General features: G+C 63.5%; 19 protein-coding genes. 2 read left to right on the top strand and 17 right to left on the bottom strand.

Features of this window, described 5'->3' with window-relative positions; all coding sequences use genetic code 11:
• Positions 1-14: 14 nt before the first annotated feature.
• The 10 genes from ACP150_RS00990 to ACP150_RS00945 form a co-directional block, all read right to left on the bottom strand.
• Complete coding sequence (locus ACP150_RS00990) at positions 15-617, bottom strand: tetratricopeptide repeat protein (protein WP_424964670.1); 603 nt, start codon at positions 615-617, stop codon at positions 15-17.
• Complete coding sequence (locus tag ACP150_RS00985; protein ID WP_424964669.1) at positions 586-1,575, bottom strand: type II secretion system F family protein; 990 nt, start codon at positions 1,573-1,575, stop codon at positions 586-588. Before ACP150_RS00985 ends, ACP150_RS00990 begins: the two co-directional genes overlap by 32 nt.
• 10 nt (positions 1,576-1,585) lie before the next feature.
• Positions 1,586-2,554: a type II secretion system F family protein gene (locus ACP150_RS00980; RefSeq protein WP_424964667.1), complete on the bottom strand. Its 969-nt coding sequence runs from the start codon at positions 2,552-2,554 to the stop codon at positions 1,586-1,588.
• A 2-nt stretch (positions 2,555-2,556) separates the two neighbouring features.
• The gene (locus ACP150_RS00975; RefSeq protein WP_424964666.1) at positions 2,557-4,005 is read right to left on the bottom strand and encodes a CpaF family protein; all 1,449 of its coding nucleotides are present in this window, start codon (positions 4,003-4,005) and stop codon (positions 2,557-2,559) included.
• Between the two features lie 19 nt (positions 4,006-4,024).
• Positions 4,025-5,269, bottom strand: coding sequence for an AAA family ATPase (locus tag ACP150_RS00970; RefSeq protein WP_424965411.1), 1,245 nt, complete (start codon positions 5,267-5,269; stop codon positions 4,025-4,027).
• 258 nt (positions 5,270-5,527) lie between these two features.
• Positions 5,528-6,172: an OmpA family protein gene (locus ACP150_RS00965; RefSeq protein ID WP_424964665.1), complete on the bottom strand. Its 645-nt coding sequence runs from the start codon at positions 6,170-6,172 to the stop codon at positions 5,528-5,530.
• Positions 6,173-6,176: 4 nt separating this feature from the next.
• Complete coding sequence (locus tag ACP150_RS00960; protein WP_424964664.1) at positions 6,177-7,601, bottom strand: type II and III secretion system protein family protein; 1,425 nt, start codon at positions 7,599-7,601, stop codon at positions 6,177-6,179.
• 180 nt (positions 7,602-7,781) lie between these two features.
• Positions 7,782-8,624: a Flp pilus assembly protein CpaB gene (cpaB, locus tag ACP150_RS00955; protein WP_424964663.1), complete on the bottom strand. Its 843-nt coding sequence runs from the start codon at positions 8,622-8,624 to the stop codon at positions 7,782-7,784.
• A gap of 194 nt (positions 8,625-8,818) precedes the next feature.
• Positions 8,819-9,034 (bottom strand): pilus assembly protein, encoded by a 216-nt coding sequence (locus ACP150_RS00950; protein ID WP_424964662.1) that lies wholly within the window; start codon positions 9,032-9,034, stop codon positions 8,819-8,821.
• A 247-nt stretch (positions 9,035-9,281) separates the two neighbouring features.
• Entirely contained in the window at positions 9,282-9,497 is a 216-nt protein-coding gene (locus tag ACP150_RS00945; protein ID WP_424964660.1) for a Flp family type IVb pilin, read from the bottom strand.
• 334 nt (positions 9,498-9,831) lie between these two features.
• Here ACP150_RS00945 and ACP150_RS00940 point away from each other — a divergent pair, with 334 nt between their 5' ends.
• A complete protein-coding gene (locus ACP150_RS00940) occupies positions 9,832-10,674 on the top strand; it encodes a transglycosylase SLT domain-containing protein (protein ID WP_424964659.1) in 843 nt (280 codons plus the stop codon).
• 6 nt (positions 10,675-10,680) lie between these two features.
• Here ACP150_RS00940 and ACP150_RS00935 read toward each other — a convergent pair whose 3' ends face one another.
• The 7 genes from ACP150_RS00935 to tldD form a co-directional block, all read right to left on the bottom strand.
• Positions 10,681-10,971: a GNAT family N-acetyltransferase gene (locus tag ACP150_RS00935; protein WP_424964658.1), complete on the bottom strand. Its 291-nt coding sequence runs from the start codon at positions 10,969-10,971 to the stop codon at positions 10,681-10,683.
• A 6-nt stretch (positions 10,972-10,977) separates the two neighbouring features.
• Positions 10,978-11,604: a 3-oxoacid CoA-transferase subunit B gene (locus ACP150_RS00930; RefSeq protein WP_424964656.1), complete on the bottom strand. Its 627-nt coding sequence runs from the start codon at positions 11,602-11,604 to the stop codon at positions 10,978-10,980.
• A gap of 24 nt (positions 11,605-11,628) precedes the next feature.
• Positions 11,629-12,645, bottom strand: a complete 1,017-nt coding sequence (locus ACP150_RS00925) for a PAS domain-containing protein (RefSeq protein ID WP_424964655.1) — start codon at positions 12,643-12,645, stop codon at positions 11,629-11,631.
• Between the two features lie 11 nt (positions 12,646-12,656).
• Positions 12,657-13,352, bottom strand: a complete 696-nt coding sequence (locus tag ACP150_RS00920; protein ID WP_424965410.1) for a CoA transferase subunit A — start codon at positions 13,350-13,352, stop codon at positions 12,657-12,659.
• Positions 13,353-13,476: 124 nt separating this feature from the next.
• Entirely contained in the window at positions 13,477-16,194 is a 2,718-nt protein-coding gene (gene topA, locus ACP150_RS00915; protein ID WP_424964654.1) for a type I DNA topoisomerase, read from the bottom strand.
• Between the two features lie 132 nt (positions 16,195-16,326).
• Positions 16,327-17,475, bottom strand: coding sequence for a DNA-processing protein DprA (gene dprA / locus ACP150_RS00910; RefSeq protein ID WP_424964653.1), 1,149 nt, complete (start codon positions 17,473-17,475; stop codon positions 16,327-16,329).
• A 266-nt stretch (positions 17,476-17,741) separates the two neighbouring features.
• A complete protein-coding gene (gene tldD, locus ACP150_RS00905) occupies positions 17,742-19,163 on the bottom strand; it encodes a metalloprotease TldD (RefSeq protein ID WP_424964652.1) in 1,422 nt (473 codons plus the stop codon).
• Between the two features lie 198 nt (positions 19,164-19,361).
• Between tldD and coxB the strand changes: the two genes are divergently transcribed.
• Positions 19,362-20,216, top strand: a complete 855-nt coding sequence (gene coxB / locus ACP150_RS00900) for a cytochrome c oxidase subunit II (RefSeq protein ID WP_424964651.1) — start codon at positions 19,362-19,364, stop codon at positions 20,214-20,216.
• Positions 20,217-20,249 lie beyond the last annotated feature (33 nt).

The following is a 20,249-nucleotide window of genomic DNA, read 5'->3' as shown; positions in this document are numbered from 1 at the left end:
CGATCCCGATACGGTCAGGGCGCGATCAGCAGGTAGCTGCCATTGCCTTGCCAAACCAGGTCGAACTCGTTGTTATCGCTGGCGCCAGCGTAGCTCACCTGGTCGCGTTTTGCGATAGCGAGGCGGAGGTTGTTGCGAATGTCGTCCGAATTGCCACTGTCGAGGGCGAAGGCCTTTTGAAAGACGCGCGAGGCCTCGCCATACTCGCCCCGTTCCATGAGCACCGCGCCAAGATTGTTCCAGGCCGGGACAAAGGCAGGATCCTCTTCGACCGCTTGCCGGAGCAGGGTTTCAGACTGCTCCAGCCGGCCGAGTTTCAGATTGGCCGACCCGATCGCGCTGAGCACATCGGCGGTCATGCCTTGTTCCGCTCCGGCCCGGAAGAATGCGCGCAATGCGAGGTCATATTCCCCGGCCTGCATCAGCCGATTGCCGACCACGAGCCCATCGACAGCTTCGCCATCCACCGCGAGCGCGCTGGGCGGGAAGGGGTTGTCGCCGAGATCGTCGAGGCTGGGGGTGGAGGGGCTGCACCCGATCAACAGGCCCGCCGCGCCACACAGAAGTGCGATCCGGGTTGAAGCGTTAGGGGCCACCGCGCTGGGACAAGCTTTCATAGATGCTCCACATGGACGGCCCGATCAGGATGATCAGGAGTGGCGGCACCGTAAACATCATTGTCCCGAGTGTCAGCTTTGTCGGAAGGACATTGGCCTTTTCTTCGGCGCGCATGACCCGTTTGTCACGCATCTCGCTGGCATAGACCCGCAACGCATCGGCGATGGAGGTACCGAAGGATTGCGATTGGATCAGTACCGTGACGAAGGAGGTGACATCGCCCACACCGCAGCGTTCGGACATGTCCTTCAGCACCGTGATCTTATCCTTGCCGGCCTTGATTTCGAACGCGACCATCTCGAACTCATCGGCGAGCGCGGGGAAGCCTGCCCGGATTTCATGGGCCACACGGATGATGGCCTGGTCGAGCCCCTGACCCGCCTCGACGCAGACCAGCATCAGATCGAGGCTGTCGGGGAAGCCGTTGGTAATCTCCTCCTGGCGTTTTTCGATCCGCTTATCGACCCAGTATTTCGGCAGGTAGTAGCCGCACAGGCCTGGCACCAGCGTGGTCAGGGCCGCTTTGGTGACATCCGGTTCCTCGCCGCCGCCGAACAGAAAGGTATAGACCACCCCGACAAAGAGCAGGCCGAGACCCAGGGCGAATTGCGCGAAATGGAAGATCTTGACCGAGGATTTCTGGCGATAGCCCGCCTGGATCAGCTTGAGGCGAATGGCGGACAATTCCGCGTTATCCTGCGGTTCGAGATATTGCGAGAACCGTTCCAGCTTCTTGCCCGGATCATCCTGCCGCAAGGCGGTGGCGCGCTCATCTCCGCGATCCACCGAGCTTTTGCCCAGTCGCTCTTCCTTGAGCTTGAGCAGCGGATCCTGTTCCTTTCGGAGCAGGATCGGCAGCGTGACGAGGATGAGGATCGCCCCCAGGAACCCGACCGAGAGGACCGGACCCAGCGGGCCGAGATGCTGCACCAGCAACGCGTTGACGGCTTCGAACACGGGCGCGCTCCTAGACTTTGATATTCACCATCATCTTCATGAAGATGATGTTGATGGTCAGAAACACCGCGACGATCACACAGGCTGGAATGAAGGCGGGGGTGTCCTTCACATCCGCATAATAGTCCGGTTCCATCAGGTTGATGCCGACAAGCGCGAGAAAGGGGAAGCCGGACAGGAACATGCCGGACCATTTCGCCTCGGCGGTGATCGCCTTGACCCGGCGAAACAGTTTGAACCGCGCCCGGATCACCTTCGCGAGCCCGTCAAGGATCTCGGCCAGATTGCCCCCGGATTGGGACTGGATCGAGACCGCAACCGCCAGAAAGCGCAAATCCTGCATATCCATCCGCTCGGCCAGTTCCTTGAGCGCTTCGGTGACATCCCGGCCATAGGCGGCTTCATCTGCGATCATGCCAAACTCTGTTCCCAGGGGGTCGGCAACCTCCTTGGCGACGATGTTGATCGCCGAGGAAAACGGGTGCCCTACGCGCAGGGATCGCACCATTAGCTCGACAGCGTCGGGCAATTGCTCCTCGATCATCGCGAGGCGCTGTTTGGCCTTCTTGTTCACCCACATGTAGACGGCACCCACGCCGATCGCGACCGCCGCCACGCAGCGCACCGGCATAGAGGCCTGGGTGCCGATGGACAGCCCGACAAAGGAAACCACCGTCAGCAGGAGCATGATCATCATGAGGGCCGCGGGTGAGAAGGCGACATTGCCCTTCTTCGCCTTGTCCGCGAGCATGGCATAGAGCGGCAGGATCGACGTGGTCTTGTGCTGTGACATCTCCTTGCGGAGCTGGTCGAGCACTGCGTCCCGCGTGGCGCCCTTGTCGAGCATGTCGAGACGGCGATTGACCTTGCTGTTCAGGCTGATCGACTTGCCGAAGGCGACGAGATAGATCCCCTCGACCAGGAACAGGACGCCAACAAAAATTCCAATATAGATAAGGGGTTCGATGCTCAGTTGCATGGTCAGCCCTTCGTTGGTTCATAGATGGAGGCGGGAATGTCGTAGCCCCATTGCTTGAAGCGGTCCGAGTAGTGGGAGCGCACGCCGGTGGCGGTGAAGTGACCCTTGATCTTGCCATCGGGCAGCAGGCCTGTCCGCTGGTAGCGGAAGACTTCCTGCATGGAGATGATATCGCCCTCCATCCCGGTGATCTCGGTGATCGACACCATCCGGCGGGAGCCGTCCTGGAGCCGCGATGCCTGCACGATCAGGTTCACGGCCGAGGAGATCTGGGCCCGCAAGGCACGGATCGGCATCTCGATCCCGGCCATGGCGACCATGTTCTCTAAACGGCTCACCCCGTCGCGGGCGGAGTTGGCATGGATCGTGGTCATAGAGCCGTCATGGCCGGTGTTCATGGCCTGAAGCATGTCGATCACCTCTTCGCCGCGGGTCTCGCCGACGATGATCCGATCCGGGCGCATCCGCAGGGCGTTGCGCAGGCAATCGCGCTGGGTCACCGCGCCCTTGCCCTCCACATTGGCGGGGCGGCTTTCCATGCGGCCCACATGGACCTGCTGCAATTGCAGCTCGGCGGTATCCTCGATGGTCAGGATCCGCTCGGAATTGTCGATGAAAGAACTGAGCGCATTCAGCGTCGTCGTCTTGCCCGAGCCCGTACCGCCGGAGACGATGACATTCAGACGGCAGGCCACGGCGGCCTGCAGATAGACCGCCATCTCTTCTGAGAACGCACCAAAATTGACCAGATCGTCGATGCCCAGCTTGTCTTTCTTGAACTTCCGAATGGATACGAGGCTGCCATCGCAGGCAATCGGCCCAACCATGGCATTGAAACGCGAGCCATCGGCGAGCCGCGCATCCACATAGGGGTTCTGCTCGTCGACGCGGCGGCCCACCGCAGAGACGATCTTGTCGATGATCCGCAGCAGGTGTTTCTCATCCCGGAATTTCACATCCGAGAGCTGCAATTTGCCGGCCCGCTCGACAAACACCCTTTGCGGGCCGTTGACGAGGATATCGTTGACATCGTCATCCTTGAGCAGCGGTTCCAGAGGGCCGAGGCCGCGCACCTCGTCATAAAGCTCCTCGTAGAGGGCGCGCCGTTCATCCTTGTTCAGGGCCACGCTCATACTGGCGAGCGACTCGTTGGCGATCTGGGCGATTTCGGCGCGCAGCTCCTTTTCGCTGGCGCTTTCGAGGGCGGCAAGGTTCAGCTCCTCAAGGAGTTGCTTGTGCAGCGAAACCTTGAGCTCGTTGAGCTTCTGCTCGCGCCGGGCTTCCTTTTCCGACACCTCCCCGGTTGCGGGCTTGGTCGATGGTTGCGCGGCTTTGGCCGGGGCAGGCTTGGGCGCCGACTTGACCGGCGCGGCGGGCGCTTGTGCAGCCGCCGGGACCGGAGGGCGCGCGCCGGGTTTGGCTGGGGCGTCTTTTCTATACTTTGCAAACATGTCTCGCCCTTTCCCGACCTCAGCCGCCTGCGGCCGCCGACCCTGCGCTGATCTCGTGCAGGGACTTGGCAAGCTTCGCGATCTCTTTGCGCAAGGGGTTCTTGGCGGCGCGCTGGGCCAGCGGGGAGCCGTGATCATTGGATTCCGCCACGGCCTTGCCCCCATCGGGGAGCTTCTCGCCAAAGGAGATGTCGAGGCTTTCGGCCATGCGTTTCACCCGCGCCTTGCCCGACAGATCGGTCATCTTGGGCGCACGGTTGAGCACGAAGCGCAGCTTTTCCACGGGCAGATCCTCGAACCGCAGGGTTCGGACAAAGCGCAGCGCGTTTTGGGCCGAACGAAGGTCCAGTTCGATCACCGGGAAGAAGACATCCGACATCCGCAGGGCGGTCTCGGTCCAATTCACCAGGGCGCTGGGCATGTCGATCACGAGATAGTCGAACATGCCGGCGGCGGTCGAGATCAGCTTTTCCATATCCTCTGGCGGCAGAAGATCCAGTGGCAGGATCTCGGTCGGGGAGGTGAAGACGCTGAGCTTGCCATCCACCGTTTGCAGCGCCTGCCGGAACACATCCTCATCGAGGTTTTCGATATCCGACATCAGCTCAAAGATCATGTCCTTGCGGGGCAGATCGAGATAGGTCGCGACTGAGCCAAACTGCTGATCCATGTCCAGCAATCCAACCCGCGGCGTCTCTCCTTTCAGGGTGGCGAGTTCCCAGGCGAGGTTGACCGCAAGACTGGTCGCCCCGACGCCTCCCGCCAGGCCCTGGATCGCAAAGATCGTGCAGCCGGTCGTGGTGCGCGAGGGCAGGATCGCCTCGGTTGCAGGCGTCTGTTCGGTATGTACGGCGTTCGGCGCGGCAAGGGGCGGGCGATCTGCCTTCGAGAGCCGCTCCACCGCTTCGGACAGGCCCGCCTCGGGCATCGGATAGGGCAGAAATTCCCGGGCGCCGGCCTGCAATACTTGATGCAGGATGATCGGATCCAGTTCATCGGCGATCAGCAGAACCGCGATCGACAGATCCGTTGCCTTATGCACGATGGACAAGATGGTTTCGATATCCGCCTCATCCTCGATATCGAGGGCCAGCGCGATCACCTTGAGCAGGGCGGCGTCCGGCTGGTCGAGAAAGGACATCGTGTCAGAGATCCGCAGATCGCCCCAGCCATCCTTGAACTCGGCTTCCATCTCGTCGATCAGGATTTCGAAATTCTGAACGTCGCGCGACACGGTACAGGCGAGAATGGGCGCCCCGTGCATCGGATCGCCCGCATCGCCCTTCGGATTGCTCCCATTCAGCTGCGCTGCCGCTGTCATTCCTGCCACCTCGGTCGGGTCCGTTCCAACACCGACCTCTACAGTTCGTCACAGCGAGTATCGTTATCGAAGGTAAACAGGGCAGTAATGGCGCCGCGCTTGCAGGCATTTGAGCCGGAGAAGAACAGACAATTCTAAGAAAAAGCCCCGCACGTGAGGTGCGGGGCGAGCCTGTGATGGATGTGACGTGTATGTGCCGGTCTAGCCGCCGTCTCCGCCAGCGGCTTCGGTTTTTTCGAAGCGCGTTTCGTAGGTTGCGCCCTCAACGAACTCTCGGTTGATGACCGCGGCATACTTGCCATTGAGCTTGATCGGGTCGGTTTCGAGAAAGCCGCTGACCTCGGTGACCGTGCGACGGTTGCGCAGCTCGCGCCCCTGGGTCACGATCAGCGGCTGCGTCTCACCCAGTGAGACAAGCGCCTGCAGCTGACGCCGGTCCACGCCTTGGGACACCAGATAGTTCACCGCTCGATTCGCGCGTGCGCGACCGAGCCGCTGGTTATAGGCCGCCGAGCCCACGAGATCCGTGTGGCCAAAGACCGAGAAGCGCAGCTCGGGGAACTGCCGGATGAAGCGCGCCTGCACATCCAGTGCAGCGCGGGCCTCGGGGCTGAGCGTGGATTGGTTGAAGGCGAAATTGATCGTGCTGGGCACCTCGCGTGCGAAGCGCTGGGCGAGGCTGACCGTGGCCGAGATCTCTCCGGTCTGGACAAGCGTGTTGTTCAGGGTCGGGGTGCCGAAGCCCCCTTCATCGATCTGGCTGCCGACCTCGGCATCGGGGTTGGCGCAGGCGGCGAGGGCGAGCAGGGCGGCGGCCCCGAGAATCTGGGTCTGGCGCAGGGTCATCGGATCACTCCATCACGTAGCCATAGGACCCCGAGAAGTCCTGTTGCGCGACCTCCCCAGCCGCCCCGCGCCGCGGGGTGCGGTCGCTCACGAGCTTGCCGTTGAGGAAGAACTCCCGTTCCGAGGGGATGCGGATCCGGTCCGTGGGCAGGACCAGCGCCTCGCCCCGGGTCGGGCTGACGAGATGGGCGGTCACGATGATCACCAGTTCGGACTGGCTGCGCGCATAATCCGCACTGCGGAAGAGGGCGCCGAGCACGGGGATGTCGCCGAGCCAAGGCACCTGTCCGGCAAAGTCCCGGAAGTCATCTTCGAGCAGACCGGCAATCGCGAAACTGTCCCCGTCACGCAGCTGCACGGTGGTGTTGGTCTCGCGGCGGCTGAAGCCCTGAACCGTCAGAGAGTCGGTGATGATCGAGGCCGACGAGTCGAGCGCTGAGACCGCTGCGGCCAGCTCCAGGTTGATCACCTTGTCTTCAAGCACTGTCGGAATGAAATCGAGCTCCACACCGAAGGGCTTGTAGTCGACCGAGATCCCGCCATCGCCATCGGCCACGGGAATCGGATACTCGCCACCGGCCAGGAAGCTTGCGCTCTGACCCGAAAGTGCGGTAAGGTTCGGTTCGGCCAGCGTGCGGACAACGCCCTTGTTTTCAAGCGCTTCGAGCAGAATGCCCAGGCTGACATTGCCCAGGTTGAAGCCCAGGCCAATGCTGCCGGCGGCCTCGGGGTTGAGGTTCAGGATGGTGCTGTTGGCGCCGCCAATCGGCTCCCCCGAGGCGATGGCCCCGGACCCGAGCCCGATGGAGAACGCGCCATCGCTCCCATTGAACACCGCGGTCATGCCGTTGGACAGCTGCTTACTGACCGAGCGTTGCATCTCGGCAAACCGGACCTTGAGCATCACCTGCTGGGTGCCGCCCACGGTCATAAGGTTCGAAACCCGGTCCGGGGCATAGCGTTGAGCGAGATCAAGCGCCCGGTCGAGGGCAGTCAGGCTGGAGGCGGTGCCGCTCAGGACGATCCCGTCATTGGCGGTGCGCACCTCGATCGCCTCGTTGGGTAGGATTTGCTGCAGGCGTTCCTTGAACTCGGCGATGTCCGGGGTGACCTGCACATCCACATTGGTGATCAGGCGGCCATCGGCCCCGAGCAGGGTCATGGTGGTGCGCCCGGCGGATTTGCCGAGGACATAGATGCTGCGATCGGAGAGGGTGGCGATATCGGCAATGCCGGGATTGGCGATGGAGAGTTCCGCGAAGGGGATCTCGCTCTCGACCACGACGGCGCGATTGAGAGGCACCTGCAACGTCGAGGTGGCCTGACCCTCCTGAACGCGGAGGACCTGTGACATCGCCGGGGCGCTGCCGAATGAAATGCCAAGAGAGAGGCCCAGAAGCCCCGCGCTGACCCAGTTTCTCAACGTCATGTGATCCTGCCTCTATGACCACTCTATATATACGGGGTCTAACGCCCCTTATCCCGACACCATGACGGATCCTGCGCTTTTTGGCAAGAATCATGTGGTTAGAGGTCGCTGCTGACACAAACACCGGAGCAAGGCGCCCCGGTGGTGACTATTTTGCAACTGTTAACCTTTCTAAAGGCGTCAGTTGGTGCAGGGGATCGGGATTTCCACGACCTCGGAGCCGCGGCGGGTACGGATCGTACACACCTTCTCGATCTCGGCGCGTTCGACGACCTTTTCTTCCTCGATGATGCCCAGAAGCTCGTTCTGGTCGATCTCGATCGAGCCGGTATAGGCCTCATCAGCGGCGCCGACGAGGGACAGAGACAGGCTGCCGGTGCGCTGTGCCTGGGCGAGGCCAGCCACCTGTTTCGGATCCGCCTCGACGGTCACGGTGCGTGCGATGGTCGGAGCATTGCGGTCCATGTCGGCATTCTGGTCGATGCCGATGATCTGCATGCTGGACTGGATCAGCTTGGTCACATCCTGCCCCTTGGAGGCCCCGCTCCAATAGACGTCGATCCGGTCTCCGGGGCGCAGGAAGCCTGAGACGCCGGAGGTGACATTCACGCTGATGGCGAAGGCGCGCATGCCCTTGCTGAGCCGCGACGACACGCCGGCATCCTCGCCGGGTTCCGTGACCTTGACCGCGAGCACGGGCTCATTGGCCTCCATCGCGCGGGTGGCGGTGCGCAGGCGCCCCTTTTCGTCGGGAAACAGGTCGGCTTCGGTCAGATAGGCGCCCTCGGGCACGGCGTCCTTGGGCCAGCTGACCTTGCGCACATCATCCTTGGTGATCTTCTCGCCATAGCGGATGGGCTTGCCCATCACATAGACCTCGACCACGTCGACGGCCTTGGCGAGCTTTTGTTGCTGTTTGGCGACCACGGTCTGGTACTGGTCGAACCGGTCTTTGGCCATCATCACGGCAAAGCCGGCGAGACCGACCCCCAGGATCAGGACGAGTCCGAAAATCAATCGCATGATACGCCTCCGCTGTGGTCAGGCCGTATGGGCAGACCGGGTTTTCTTGTGCCTCAGGCGGTGCCTTGGACCGCAGCGAGGCCGGAATGCGGCCAATTTGTGGCCACGGGGCCGCCCGCGCGGAGAGGGCAGGGCCGGAGTGAGTGGCAAAGGCCGCGCCACTGGCGCGGCCCGCTACAGGCGTCCGACAGGACTTAGTCGGCCGGAGCCGCCGCCGGGAAGGAGGTGTTGATCTGGTCGGTCTCAAGCTGGGTGTCGATATCGCCGGACAGGTTGGCAATACCGCCGGAAACAACGCCGTAGACGGCGATTCCGAGGCCCACGATGGCTGCGGTCAGCACGACCCAGTCCACGGTCACGGCACCGTCTTCTTCGGTGCGGAAAGTCTTGGCAAGCTTGAACAGTTTCATGGTTTTGTTCCTTAGGTTCTTCGGTGTCAAACCGTCACGACGCCCGTATGGTGTTCGTTTCGATGGGATCAGTGTCCGTTTCAAACAGGGCGGCAATGTGGTGGGTTTCGGGTGATTGCCGGTACGTTTTCGAGCAATTGCAAATGAAATACGCAGAGTTTGACGGGGACGCGGGCCGGACTCCGGGGCCCGCAAAGCGCAAACGACCGCGCGTCCCTGCGCGGTCGCCTGGAAGATCGTGGCCGGATCAGTCGGCTGGGGCCGCCGCCGGGAAGGAGGTGTTGATCTGGTCGGTTTCGAGCTGTGTGTCGATGTCGCCAGACAGGTTGGAGATGCCGCCGGACACCACGCCATAGACGGCGATGCCCAGACCCACGATGGCCGCGGTCAGCACGACCCAGTCCACGGTGACAGCACCATCTTCTTCGGTGCGAAAGCGATGTGCGAGCTTGAAGAGTTTCATCTTTTCAGTCCTCCAAAGGATCCATGTGTCTTCAGTACCGAACCTTTTGGGGCGGGATTGCCCATGGGGCCGACCGGGGCTCCGTCTCGGTATGGAAACACTTTGTTCTCAAATTCGGGCCAAATTTGGTCCGAGCTTCGACCCAAGCGGGACTGTTTTGCGCGCTCGGCGCGGCAGACCTCTGCGAGTATCTCGGGCAATGGGTGCCCCAAATCCCCTGTGTTTTGTGTGTTTGCCGCCACAAGCCTCGCCTCACATGCCGCCGGAGTGCCATTTTCCGAGGCCAAGGATCGCGCGGACGGGTTAACACTTTGGAAAAACACGAGCGGTGAAAATGCGAGGATTTGACGAAACCCGACGGTGGATTCCGGCGCTTTGTGTCGCGCTGAGCCTCGCGACTGTGCCCGCATCGGCGCAGGATGCTGCGGCTGTGACACCGCCGGGCGGCTTCACCTTCAAGAAGATCGCGCCACCACCGCCGGGCACGACCCGCCGCATCAACATCCAGATCGCGCCGCGCCCGGATCCGGCACTCCCGGTGCCGCCCGCCAGCGTCGCGCAAGATGCTCTGCCCGAGGAACTGCCCTATCAGCGCGCCTTTTGGGAGGCGACGGGCACGGATCTGGCCGGGGCGGGGCCTGCGCGGTTCCTTGATGCCGCCGAGTTCGTGGCGCGACCGGACAATATCGGTCCCGCGGCCCCCAGCCTTGGGGCGCTGCAGGCTCTGGCGGCACAGCATGGCCGGACCATCCTGGCTGAAACCATCGGCACCCGGGTCTCTCCGGCGCTGGTCCTCTCGGTGATGGTGACGGAATCCTCCGGTCGGAGCGAAGTCGTCAGTTCTGCAGGTGCCCAAGGCCTGATGCAGCTCATCCCCGCCACGGCGGCGCGCTTTGATGTGGCGGATCCGTTCGATCCGGCCCAGAACATCGCCGGGGGCGTGCGCTATCTCGACTGGCTGATTGGCACTTTCGACGGCGACGCGATCCTCGCGCTGGCGGGGTACAACGCGGGGGAGAACGCGGTCAAACGGGCCGGGGGCGTGCCAGCCTATCCCGAGACGCGCGCCTATGTGCCCAAGGTGCTCGCGGCCTGGCAGGTGGCGCGGAGCCTCTGCGCCACGCCGCCGGATCTGGCGTCGGATGGGTGCGTGTTCACGACAATGGCCGCGAACTAGCCCCGACTAGACCTGAAACGCGTCGGCCCAGTCCGGGTGCTTGCGCCGCTCGGCATTCACGAAGGGGCAAAGCGGCACGATCTTGATGCCTTGCGCGCGGACATCCTCTACCATGAAGGCCACAAGGGCATGGCCCGCGCCGGTGCCGCGCAGGGCCTCGGGCACGCCGGTATGGTCCGCGATGATGGTCTGCGGCGAGGCCACGGAAAACGTGACCTCGGCCTCTTCCCCGTCGCGACGCAACACATAGCGCCCCTTGGAGCCGTTCAGTTCCTTGGAGATCACCGCGCCGGACAAGGGGGCTCAGACCAGCGTGGCCTCGGTGGCCGCGCGCAGTTCGTCCTCGGACACACCCTCGGCGCATTCCACGATCTTGAGCCCGCCATCGACCACGTCGAGAACACCGAGATTGGTGATGATCCGGTCGACCACGCCCTTGCCGGTCAGCGGCAAGGTGCATTCCTTGAGAAGCTTGGTCTCGCCACGCTTGTTGGTGTGATCCATCACGACGACTACGCGGCCCACGCCGGCCACGAGATCCATCGCGCCGCCCATGCCCTTGATCAGCTTGCCCGGGATCATCCAGTTCGCCAGATCGCCATTCTCGGCAACCTCCATCGCGCCAAGGATCGCCATGGCGATCTTGCCGCCGCGGATCATGCCAAAGCTCTGGGCGCTGTCGAAATAGGCGGTCTGGGGCAGTTCGGTGATGGTCTGCTTGCCCGCATTGATCAGGTCGGCATCCTCATCGCCCTCAACCGGGAAGGGGCCCATGCCGAGCATCCCGTTTTCCGACTGCAGGGTGACGGTGACGCCCTCGGGAATGTAGTTGGACACCAGGGTCGGAATGCCGATCCCGAGGTTCACATACATTCCGTCCTGAAGCTCCTGCGCAGCGCGCGCCGCCATTTGGTTGCGGTCCCATGCCATCGTCGGCCTATCCTTTTCTAGTCGTCACGCACCCGCAGGCACGTCAATAATTACCACTGTCCCTGCCGCGCCGCGGACATAGGTCAGCGTGCCTTCGAGACTGTCAATCAGTTCGGTGGCGATGCGCCCGCCCAAGGTCTGCGTGCTCGGGATCGGCAGGTCGCTGGGAATGCCCACGCCATCATCCGAGACCACCACGCGGAAGCCGCCCTCGGTCAGCGCGATCACCTCCATCCGAACCGTGCCCGCATCCAGCCCGATAAAGGCATGCTGGAACGCGTTGGTCAGCACCTCGGAGACAATCAGCCCGGTGCGCGTCGCGGTTTCGAGCGAGGCCTCGAACCGGCCCACATCGATCGAGAAGGCCACCCCCGGACGTCCGTCCGAATGGGCGATGGCATTGGCCACACGGGTCAGGAAGCTGCCCATGCTGATGCCTTCCTTATAGGCGTCGCGATCGGCCAGCCGCATCTCTTCATAAAGAAGCTGCAAACACTCGATCCGGCGGGCGAGGGCAGCAAAGCCTTCCTCGGAGCCCATCTTGTTGGACTGGTCGCGGATGATGTCGATCAGCATCGACAGATCCTGACGCACCCGGCGCTGCACCGCGTTGAGCTGCTTTTCGATACTCAGGGTCGAGCTGTCGATATCCCGGTCCGACATCGCCTTCTGGATGCCGATGAAATAGTGGCAATGCCCGTCCTCGGACTTCACCGGCGCGATGATCAGCCGGTTCAGAAACGGCTCGCCACTGGCGCGGTAGTTGAGGATATCAACCGTGACATCCTCCTCGCGTTCGATGGCGCGGCGCAGCTTGGCCACATCGGCCTCATCGGTCATGCTGCCTTGCAGGAACCGGCAGTTCCGTCCGATGGCCGCGGTGCGGGAATACCCCGTCACCCGTTCAAACGCGTCGTTCACGTAAACGATCGGGTTGTCATGGATGTTGGGATTCGTCAGCACCATGGCCACACGGGCCCGCGAAAAGCCCGCGAGGGCCTCGCGGTCATCCAGAACAGTTCCCAGTGTGCGTGGCTTCATGTTTACCCCCCTCAGGCGGCGCGCGTTGTCCGTTGTTCGATCCGCTTTTCGTGCTCGCCCTGGATCAGGCGGTGCACGTAAATGCCCGGAAGATGGATCGAATCCGGATCGAGCGTACCGGTCGGCACAATTTCCTCAACCTCGACAACGCAGACCTTACCACACATTGCGGCGGGTGGGTTGAAATTGCGCGCCGTCTTGCGGAAGACCAGATTCCCGGTCTCGTCGGCCTTCCACGCCTTCACGATGGACAGGTCGGCAAAGATGCCTTCCTCCATGATGTAGGTCTCTCCGTTGAAGTCCTTGTGCTCCTTGCCCTCGGCAATCACGGTGCCCACGCCGGTCTTGGTGTAAAAGCCCGGGATGCCGCAGCCACCGGCCCGCATCCGCTCGGCCAGGGTGCCCTGCGGGTTGAACTCGATCTCCAGCTCGCCGGACAGGTATTGCTGCATGAAGAGGTCGTTTTCCCCCACATAGGAGGACATCATCTTTGCCACCTGCTTGGTTTGCAACAACAGTCCCAGCCCGAACTCATCCACGCCGGCATTGTTGCTGGCAATGGTCAGACCCTTGATGCCGCTGTCACGGACCGCCGCAATGAGAAGTTCGGGGATCCCGCAGAGGCCAAAGCCCCCCGCAGCAATCAGCATGTTGTCAGACAGGAGCCCATCGAGCGCTTCCGCGGCCGACCCGTAAATTTTCTGCATTGGTGCATCCTTCGAAAAACTTGCCCATGTTCTGCCGCTGCAGGGCAGCAGTGTCAATCAGACGGACCGGCAGAATCGGGGATTCTGTCCGTTCGGGCTGACGCGTGGGCCACAGGCCCCTGCGCTACTTGGCAGATGCCTTCTTGGTGGTCGTTTTCTTCTTGGCTGCGGGCTTCTTGGCGGTCTTCTTCTTCGCCGGAGCCTTCTTGCCGGATTTGGCCAGACGCTCCGCGATCAACTCGACCGCCTTTTCCATGGTGACGTCATCGGGCTCGATCGTGTCGGGGATGGTCGCGTTGACCTTCTCCCATTTCACATAAGGCCCGTATTTGCCCTTCATGATATTCACCGGACCGCCCGCCTCGGGATGCTCGCCCAGCTCGCGCAGGGGCTTGGCCGCAGCCCCGCGCCCGCCGCGCGAGGCGACCTTCTCGGCCAGAAGCTGCACGGCGCGGTTCATGCCCACGGTCCAGACCTCGTCAATCCCGTCGAGATTGGCGTTGGTGCCCCCCCGGTTCGAGGTGCTGTCCGCGTGTTTGAGATAGGGCCCGTACCGCCCGATATTGGCCCAGACCGGAACACCGTCTTCCGGGTGCAGGCCGATCTGTCGGGGCAGGGAGAGCAGCATGACCGCGCGCTCCAGCTCCAGATCCTCGGGCACCCAATCCTTGGGGATCGACTGGCGCGGAGGCTTCTTGTTCTCTTCGGTCACGGCACCGCGCTGGACGTAAGGTCCGAACCGGCCCTTGAAGACGCGGATCTCGTCGCCACTATCCTCGCCCAGCAATTTGCCCTCGGGCGGGATCGAGCTTGCCTCCTCCATGCCCGGCGGGCCGAAGGGGCGCGTGTAGCGGCATTCGGGATAGTTCGAGCAGCCGATAAAGGCGCCGCCCGATCGCGCCGTGCGCATCGACAGCTGCCCCATGCCGCAATTCGGGCATTGCCGGGGCGGGCTGCCATCCTCGCGCGGCGGGAAGAGATGGGGGGCGAGAACCTCGTTGATCTTCTCGAGCACATCGGTGATCCGCAGCTCGGCAGTTTCGGCAATGGCCGCCGAAAAGTCGCGCCAGAACCGGTCGAGCACGTCCTTGTAGTTACGATCCCCGGCGGACACCTCGTCGAGCTGGTTTTCCAGATCGGCGGTGAAATCATAGCCGACATATTTGCGGAAATAATTGCTCAGGAACACGGTCACCAGACGGCCCTTGTCCTCGGGCTTCAGCCGGTTCTTGTCCTTGATGACATAGCCGCGATCCTGAATCGTGGTGACGATGGAGGCATAGGTCGAAGGCCGCCCGATCCCGAGCTCTTCCATCTTCTTGACCAGCGTCGCCTCGGTATAGCGGGGCGGGGGCTGGGTGAAATGCTGCTGTCCGAAGACCGCGCCGTTTTCCGACAGGATACCGCCCGCGTTGCGCTGCATCCCGGCGCCGGGCGCGGTGGCCTCGATCACCTCGGTGCCGGTTTCGCCCGCCTTGGCAAAAACCCCGTTCAGCCCGCCCGTATGGAGCGGGGCCGCATCCCCCTGGGTGATCTGGGGCAGGCGCTTGTCGTCATCGCTGGTGCTGTCCTCGTCCTGGCCTTCGGTATAGATCTTCATGAAGCCGTCGAACACGATGACCTGACCGCTGGCCCGCAGCTCGACCTGGCCATCGGGCGCGCCGATCTCGACCGTGGTCCGCTCCAGCTTGGCGGCGGCCATCTGGCTCGCCAGGGTCCGCTTCCAGATCAGGTCATAGAGCTTGCGCTGATCCGGCTCGGTGACCTTCAGGTCGTCGGGTGCGCGGCCCATCTCGGTGGGCCGGATGCATTCATGGGCTTCCTGGGCGTTCTTGGCCTTGTTCTTGTAGATCCGCGGGCTGCCGGGCAGGTATTCCGCGCCGTAGCGTGTCTTGATCGTGTCGCGGGCATCGGTGACCGCCTCCGGGGCCATGTCGATCCCGTCGGTCCGCATATAGGTAATGTAGCCCGCCTCGTAGAGCCGCTGCGCCGTGGACATGGTCTGCCGCGCGCCGAAGCCGAACTTGCGGCTCGCCTCCTGCTGCAGGGTCGAGGTCATGAAGGGGGCAGAGGGGTTGCGTGTCCCCGGCTTGGCTTCGACCGAGGTCACGCTGAGACTGCGAGAGGTCACGGCCTGCACCGCGAGCTCGGCCGCCTCGGCCGTGGCCAGATCGAACCGGTCGAGCTTCTTGCCGCCAAGCGATGTGAGCCGCGCCTCGTAGGTCTGGCCGCGGGGCGTTTCGAACACGGCCCGCACGGACCAGTATTCTCTGGGATCGAAGACCTCGATCTCCATCTCGCGCTCGACGATCAGGCGCAGGCAGACCGATTGCACCCGGCCTGCCGATTTCGCGCCCGGCAGCTTCCGCCAGAGCACGGGAGAGAGGTTGAAGCCCACCAGATAATCGAGCGCGCGGCGGGCGAGATAGGCCTCGACCAGCTCCATATCCACGTCGCGCGGGGCTTTCATCGCCTCGGTGACGGCGGTCTTGGTGATGGCGTTGAACACCACGCGGCTGACATCGGTGGTCTTCTTGATCGCCTTGCGCTTGGTGAGCGCCTCCTGAAGATGCCAGCTGATCGCCTCGCCCTCGCGATCAGGGTCGGTCGCGAGGATCAGCGTGTCGTCATCCTTGAGCGCATCGGCGATCGCCTTGACGTGTTTCTTGCTGTCGCTGGCGATCTCCCAGAGCATCTCGAACCCGTGCTCGGTATCCACGGATCCGTCCTTGGGCGGCAGGTCACGCACATGGCCGTAAGAGGCCAGAACGGTGTAGTCGTTCCCGAGATATTTGTTGATTGTCTTGGCCTTGGCGGGCGACTCGACGACGACAACGGGCATGCGATTTCCTGAAAATTCGGTCTGGGCGATTGCGCGCAAGATGTGGAGGCTTGCGATTGAATGTCAATGCCGGGCGGGCTGCGCAAGGGTCGCATGGGCGGTCCGCTGCCGCGAAAGCACAGCCCGTCAGGCTCAGCCCCGCAGGCTCAGAAAGCCGCCCGGCGCCCGGGTGATCGTGCCCGACATCTCCAGTTCGACCAGGGCAGCATTGACCGGTGCCGCGGGCAGGCCGAGGGCGCGGATGACCTGATCCTCGGGCAGGGGGGCCGCGCCGAGATGGGCCAGGATCCGGCCCCGCAGCTCGTCCACGGGCGGGGTCTTTTGCGGCATGGGGGGCGCGGTCTCGGGGGGCTCCAGCGGCAGAAGGCCCTGGGGCAGGCTGGGCGGCAGGGCCTGCAGGATGTCCTCGGCATTGCGTACGAGCGTCGCGCCATCGCGCAACAGCTGGTTGCAACCCGCCGCGCGCCCGTCGAACGGGTGGCCCGGCGCGGCCATCACCTCGCGCCCCTGGTCGGCCGCGTCCCGCGCAGTCAGCAGGCTGCCCGACTTTATCGCCGCCTCGACCACGACCACGGCCCGGGACAGGCCCGAGATCAGCCGGTTGCGCCGGGGGAAGTGCCGCGCCTGGGGCTGCATCCCCATGGGCTGTTCCGACACGATCAGGCCCTTCTGGGCGATCTGCTTGTAAAGTTTCAGGTTTTCCTGCGGATAGATGACATCGACCCCGCCGGCCACGACGGCAATCGTCCCAGTCTCGAGCGAGGCGTCATGGACCGCGGTGTCGATGCCACGTGCGAGCCCGGACACGGTCAACAACCCCTCCGTCCCGACCCCCTTGGCAAAGGCGCGGGCGAGCCGCTGTCCCAGGGCAGAGGCATTGCGCGCGCCCACGAGCGCGAGGCAGGGCCGTTTGAGAAAGTCGAGATCCCCGAGACACCACAGGAGCGGCGGCGCATCCTCGATCTCCGCCAGCACCGGTGAATAGAGCGCCCCGCCAAAGGCCGCGAGCCGCGCGCCTTTCTTGCGCCCGGCGGCATATTCCCGTTCCACCCGGTCGCGGGGAATGAGCTGATAATCCTTCAGGCCCGCCGACGCGGTCACCTGGGGCAATGCCTCCATCGCGGCGCGGGCCGTGCCATGTTCGCTCAGCAGTTTGTGGAAGGTCACCGGGCCGATCCGCGGGCTGCGCAGCAATTGCAGCCAGTCCAGCGCTTCATCGACAGAGGTGGGGGCGGCGTAATCCGTGCGAACCGGCTGATCCGGTGCGATATCCTTGGCCATGGCTCAAGCGTCCTCTTGGCAGATGGTCTGCCCGACGCCTGTTTCACGGGAAGACTGGATCAGACGAATGCCGGGAGGGGTTGCCTGCGCCCCAAGTCTGAGGTGGTGCGAGGGTGGGTGGGTCGACAGAGACACAAGGCACCCGACATCCGCCTGATCTGGAGACAGATTGCCCTTAAGAATCTTAACGTTGAGTAAAAACTTTCCAAAAATCCGCTTTGAAAGTCACTTTTTCGCCCCGATTGAATTCAGGACCTGGCGGCGGCTCAGGTGGCGGAGCCGCCGACGGTCAATCCGCCGATCATCAGGGTCGGCTGGCCGACCCCGACAGGCACCCATTGGCCCGCCTTGCCGCAATTGCCCATGCCCGGATCGAGGGCCATGTCATTGCCGATACCGCGCACCTGTTGCATGGCCGTGGGACCGTCGCCGATCAGGGTCGCGCCTTTGACCGGCGCACCGACCTTGCCGTTGCGGACCCGGTAGGCCTCGGTGCAGGAGAAGACGAATTTGCCGCTGGTGATATCCACCTGACCGCCGCCGAAGCCGACAGCATAGATCCCGTCCTTGAGGTCCGCCACGATATCCGCCGGGGCCGCATCACCGCCCAGCATATAGGTGTTGGTCATCCGCGGCATCGGGATATGGGCGTAGCTTTCGCGCCGACCATTGCCGGTGGGCGACACCCCCATGAGCCGGGCGTTCTGGCGATCCTGCATGTAGCCCACGAGGATGCCATCCTCGATCAGAACGGTCTTGCCCGAAGGCGTGCCCTCGTCATCCACTGTAAGCGAGCCGCGCCGGTCCGGGATGGTGCCGTCATCGAGCACGGTGACCCCGGGCGCGGCCACGCGCTGCCCCATGAGCCCAGCAAAGGCCGAGGATTCCTTGCGGTTGAAATCCCCTTCAAGCCCATGGCCCACGGCCTCGTGCAGCAGGATCCCCGGCCAGCCCGGGCCCAGCACCACATCCATCACGCCCGCCGGCGCAGGCTCGGCCGAGAGGTTCACCACGGCAACCCGCAGCGCCTCGCGCGCGGTGTCCTGCCAATGATCGGCGCTCATCAGGCTTGTCAGGCCATAGCGCCCGCCACCCCCGGCCGAGCCGCTCTCGCGGCGGCCATCCTGCTCCACGATGACCGAGATGTTGAGCCGGGTCATGGGGCGGACATCGCGGACCCAATGCCCCTCGGGGCGCAGGATCTCGACCTCCTGGATCGAGGCCGCGAGGGAGGCTGAAACCTGCACCACGCGCGGATCGAGCGCGCGGGCAAAGGCATCGATCTCGCGCAGGGTGTCGATCTTGACCCCGAAGGCGGCGCCGTCCATCGGGTTTTCGTCGGTATAGAGCTTCTGATTGGTGGCCTGGGGCGGGGCGGCCATCACGCCGCCGCCATCGCCCACGGCCAGCCGCGCGGTGGTCGAGGCCCGGCGCAGGGCCTGTTCCGAAAGCTCGGTGGAATGGGCGTAACCCGCCGTCTCGCCCCGCACCGCGCGCAGGCCGAATCCCTCGGATGCGTCGTAATTCGCGGTCTTGATACGACCATCGTCTAAGAGCAGGGATTCGGAGCGTCGGCGTTCGAGGAAAAGCTCGCCATCATCGGCGCCAGCCACCGCTTCACGCAGGATCGACAGCGCGATCTCGCGATCCAGTGCCGTATCGAAAGGTCGGAATGCAGTGTCAGGCATCGCAGGATTTCCTTGATCCATGTCAAATCGCGACAGGAGAACGCAGGGCAGGTTCTTGTCTGGGCCATTCATATATGGTTCACACGGATGCAGGACACAACGGCATACCAGAGCAGCTGCTCTTGATGCTGGCGCGCTGAGGCGCATCGACCAGACCAATAGGAGCGGCAGCGGCCGCGACAAGACAGGAAACGACCAATGGCAAACATGACCCGGATCACCGGCGTTCTGGCGGCTGCGATGGCCGCAATTGGCGCGCCCGCCCTGGCAGATAACCGCGAAGGCATGGAGATTATCGGCCAGCCGCTGCCCGGTGGGGTCGGCTTTCAGCCCGCCGCAACCGAGCTGGCGCGCGAGCTGCAATGGCTCGACGGCATGCTGCTGGTGCTGATCACCGTGATCGTGCTCTTCGTGACGGCGCTGATCGCCTGGACGATCATCCGCCACAACGCCAAGGCGAATCCGACGCCGGCGCGCTTCAGCCACAACACCCCGATCGAGGTGACCTGGACCGTGGTGCCGATTCTGATCCTCGTCTTCATCGGCGCGTTCTCTCTGCCGGTGCTGTTCAAGCAGCAGGAGATCCCGGAAGCGGAGGTCACCATCAAGGCGACCGGCTACCAGTGGTACTGGGGCTACGAGTATCCCGAGCATGATTTCGGCTTCGAAAGCTTCATGCTGGATCGCGCCGCACTTGAGGAATACGGCTATTCGGACGAGCAGTACCTGCTGGCCACCGACACCGCCGTCGTCGTCCCTGTGGACACGACTGTCGTGATCCAGGTGACCGCTGCGGACGTGATCCACTCCTGGACCATTCCGGCCTTCGGCGTGAAGCAGGACGGTGTTCCGGGCCGCCTCGCGGAGCTGTGGTTCTCTGCCGAGAAGGAAGGCATCTATTTCGGTCAGTGTTCCGAGCTGTGCGGCAAGGACCATGCCTATATGCCGATCACCGTGAAAGTCGTCAGCAAAGAGGCCTATGCCGAGTGGCTCGAGACCGCTGTCGCCGAGTATAACGGCACGCCGCGCAGCGTAGAGTACGCAGCGCGCTGATCCTTCCTGCCGGGGCGGTCTGCGCCCCGGTCC

Source organism: Dinoroseobacter sp. S375 (genome assembly GCF_049800775.1).
GTDB lineage: Bacteria > Pseudomonadota > Alphaproteobacteria > Rhodobacterales > Rhodobacteraceae > Dinoroseobacter.
The sequence above is the reverse complement of the archived record's forward strand: the minus strand, read 5'-3'. Positions and strand labels throughout refer to the sequence as shown.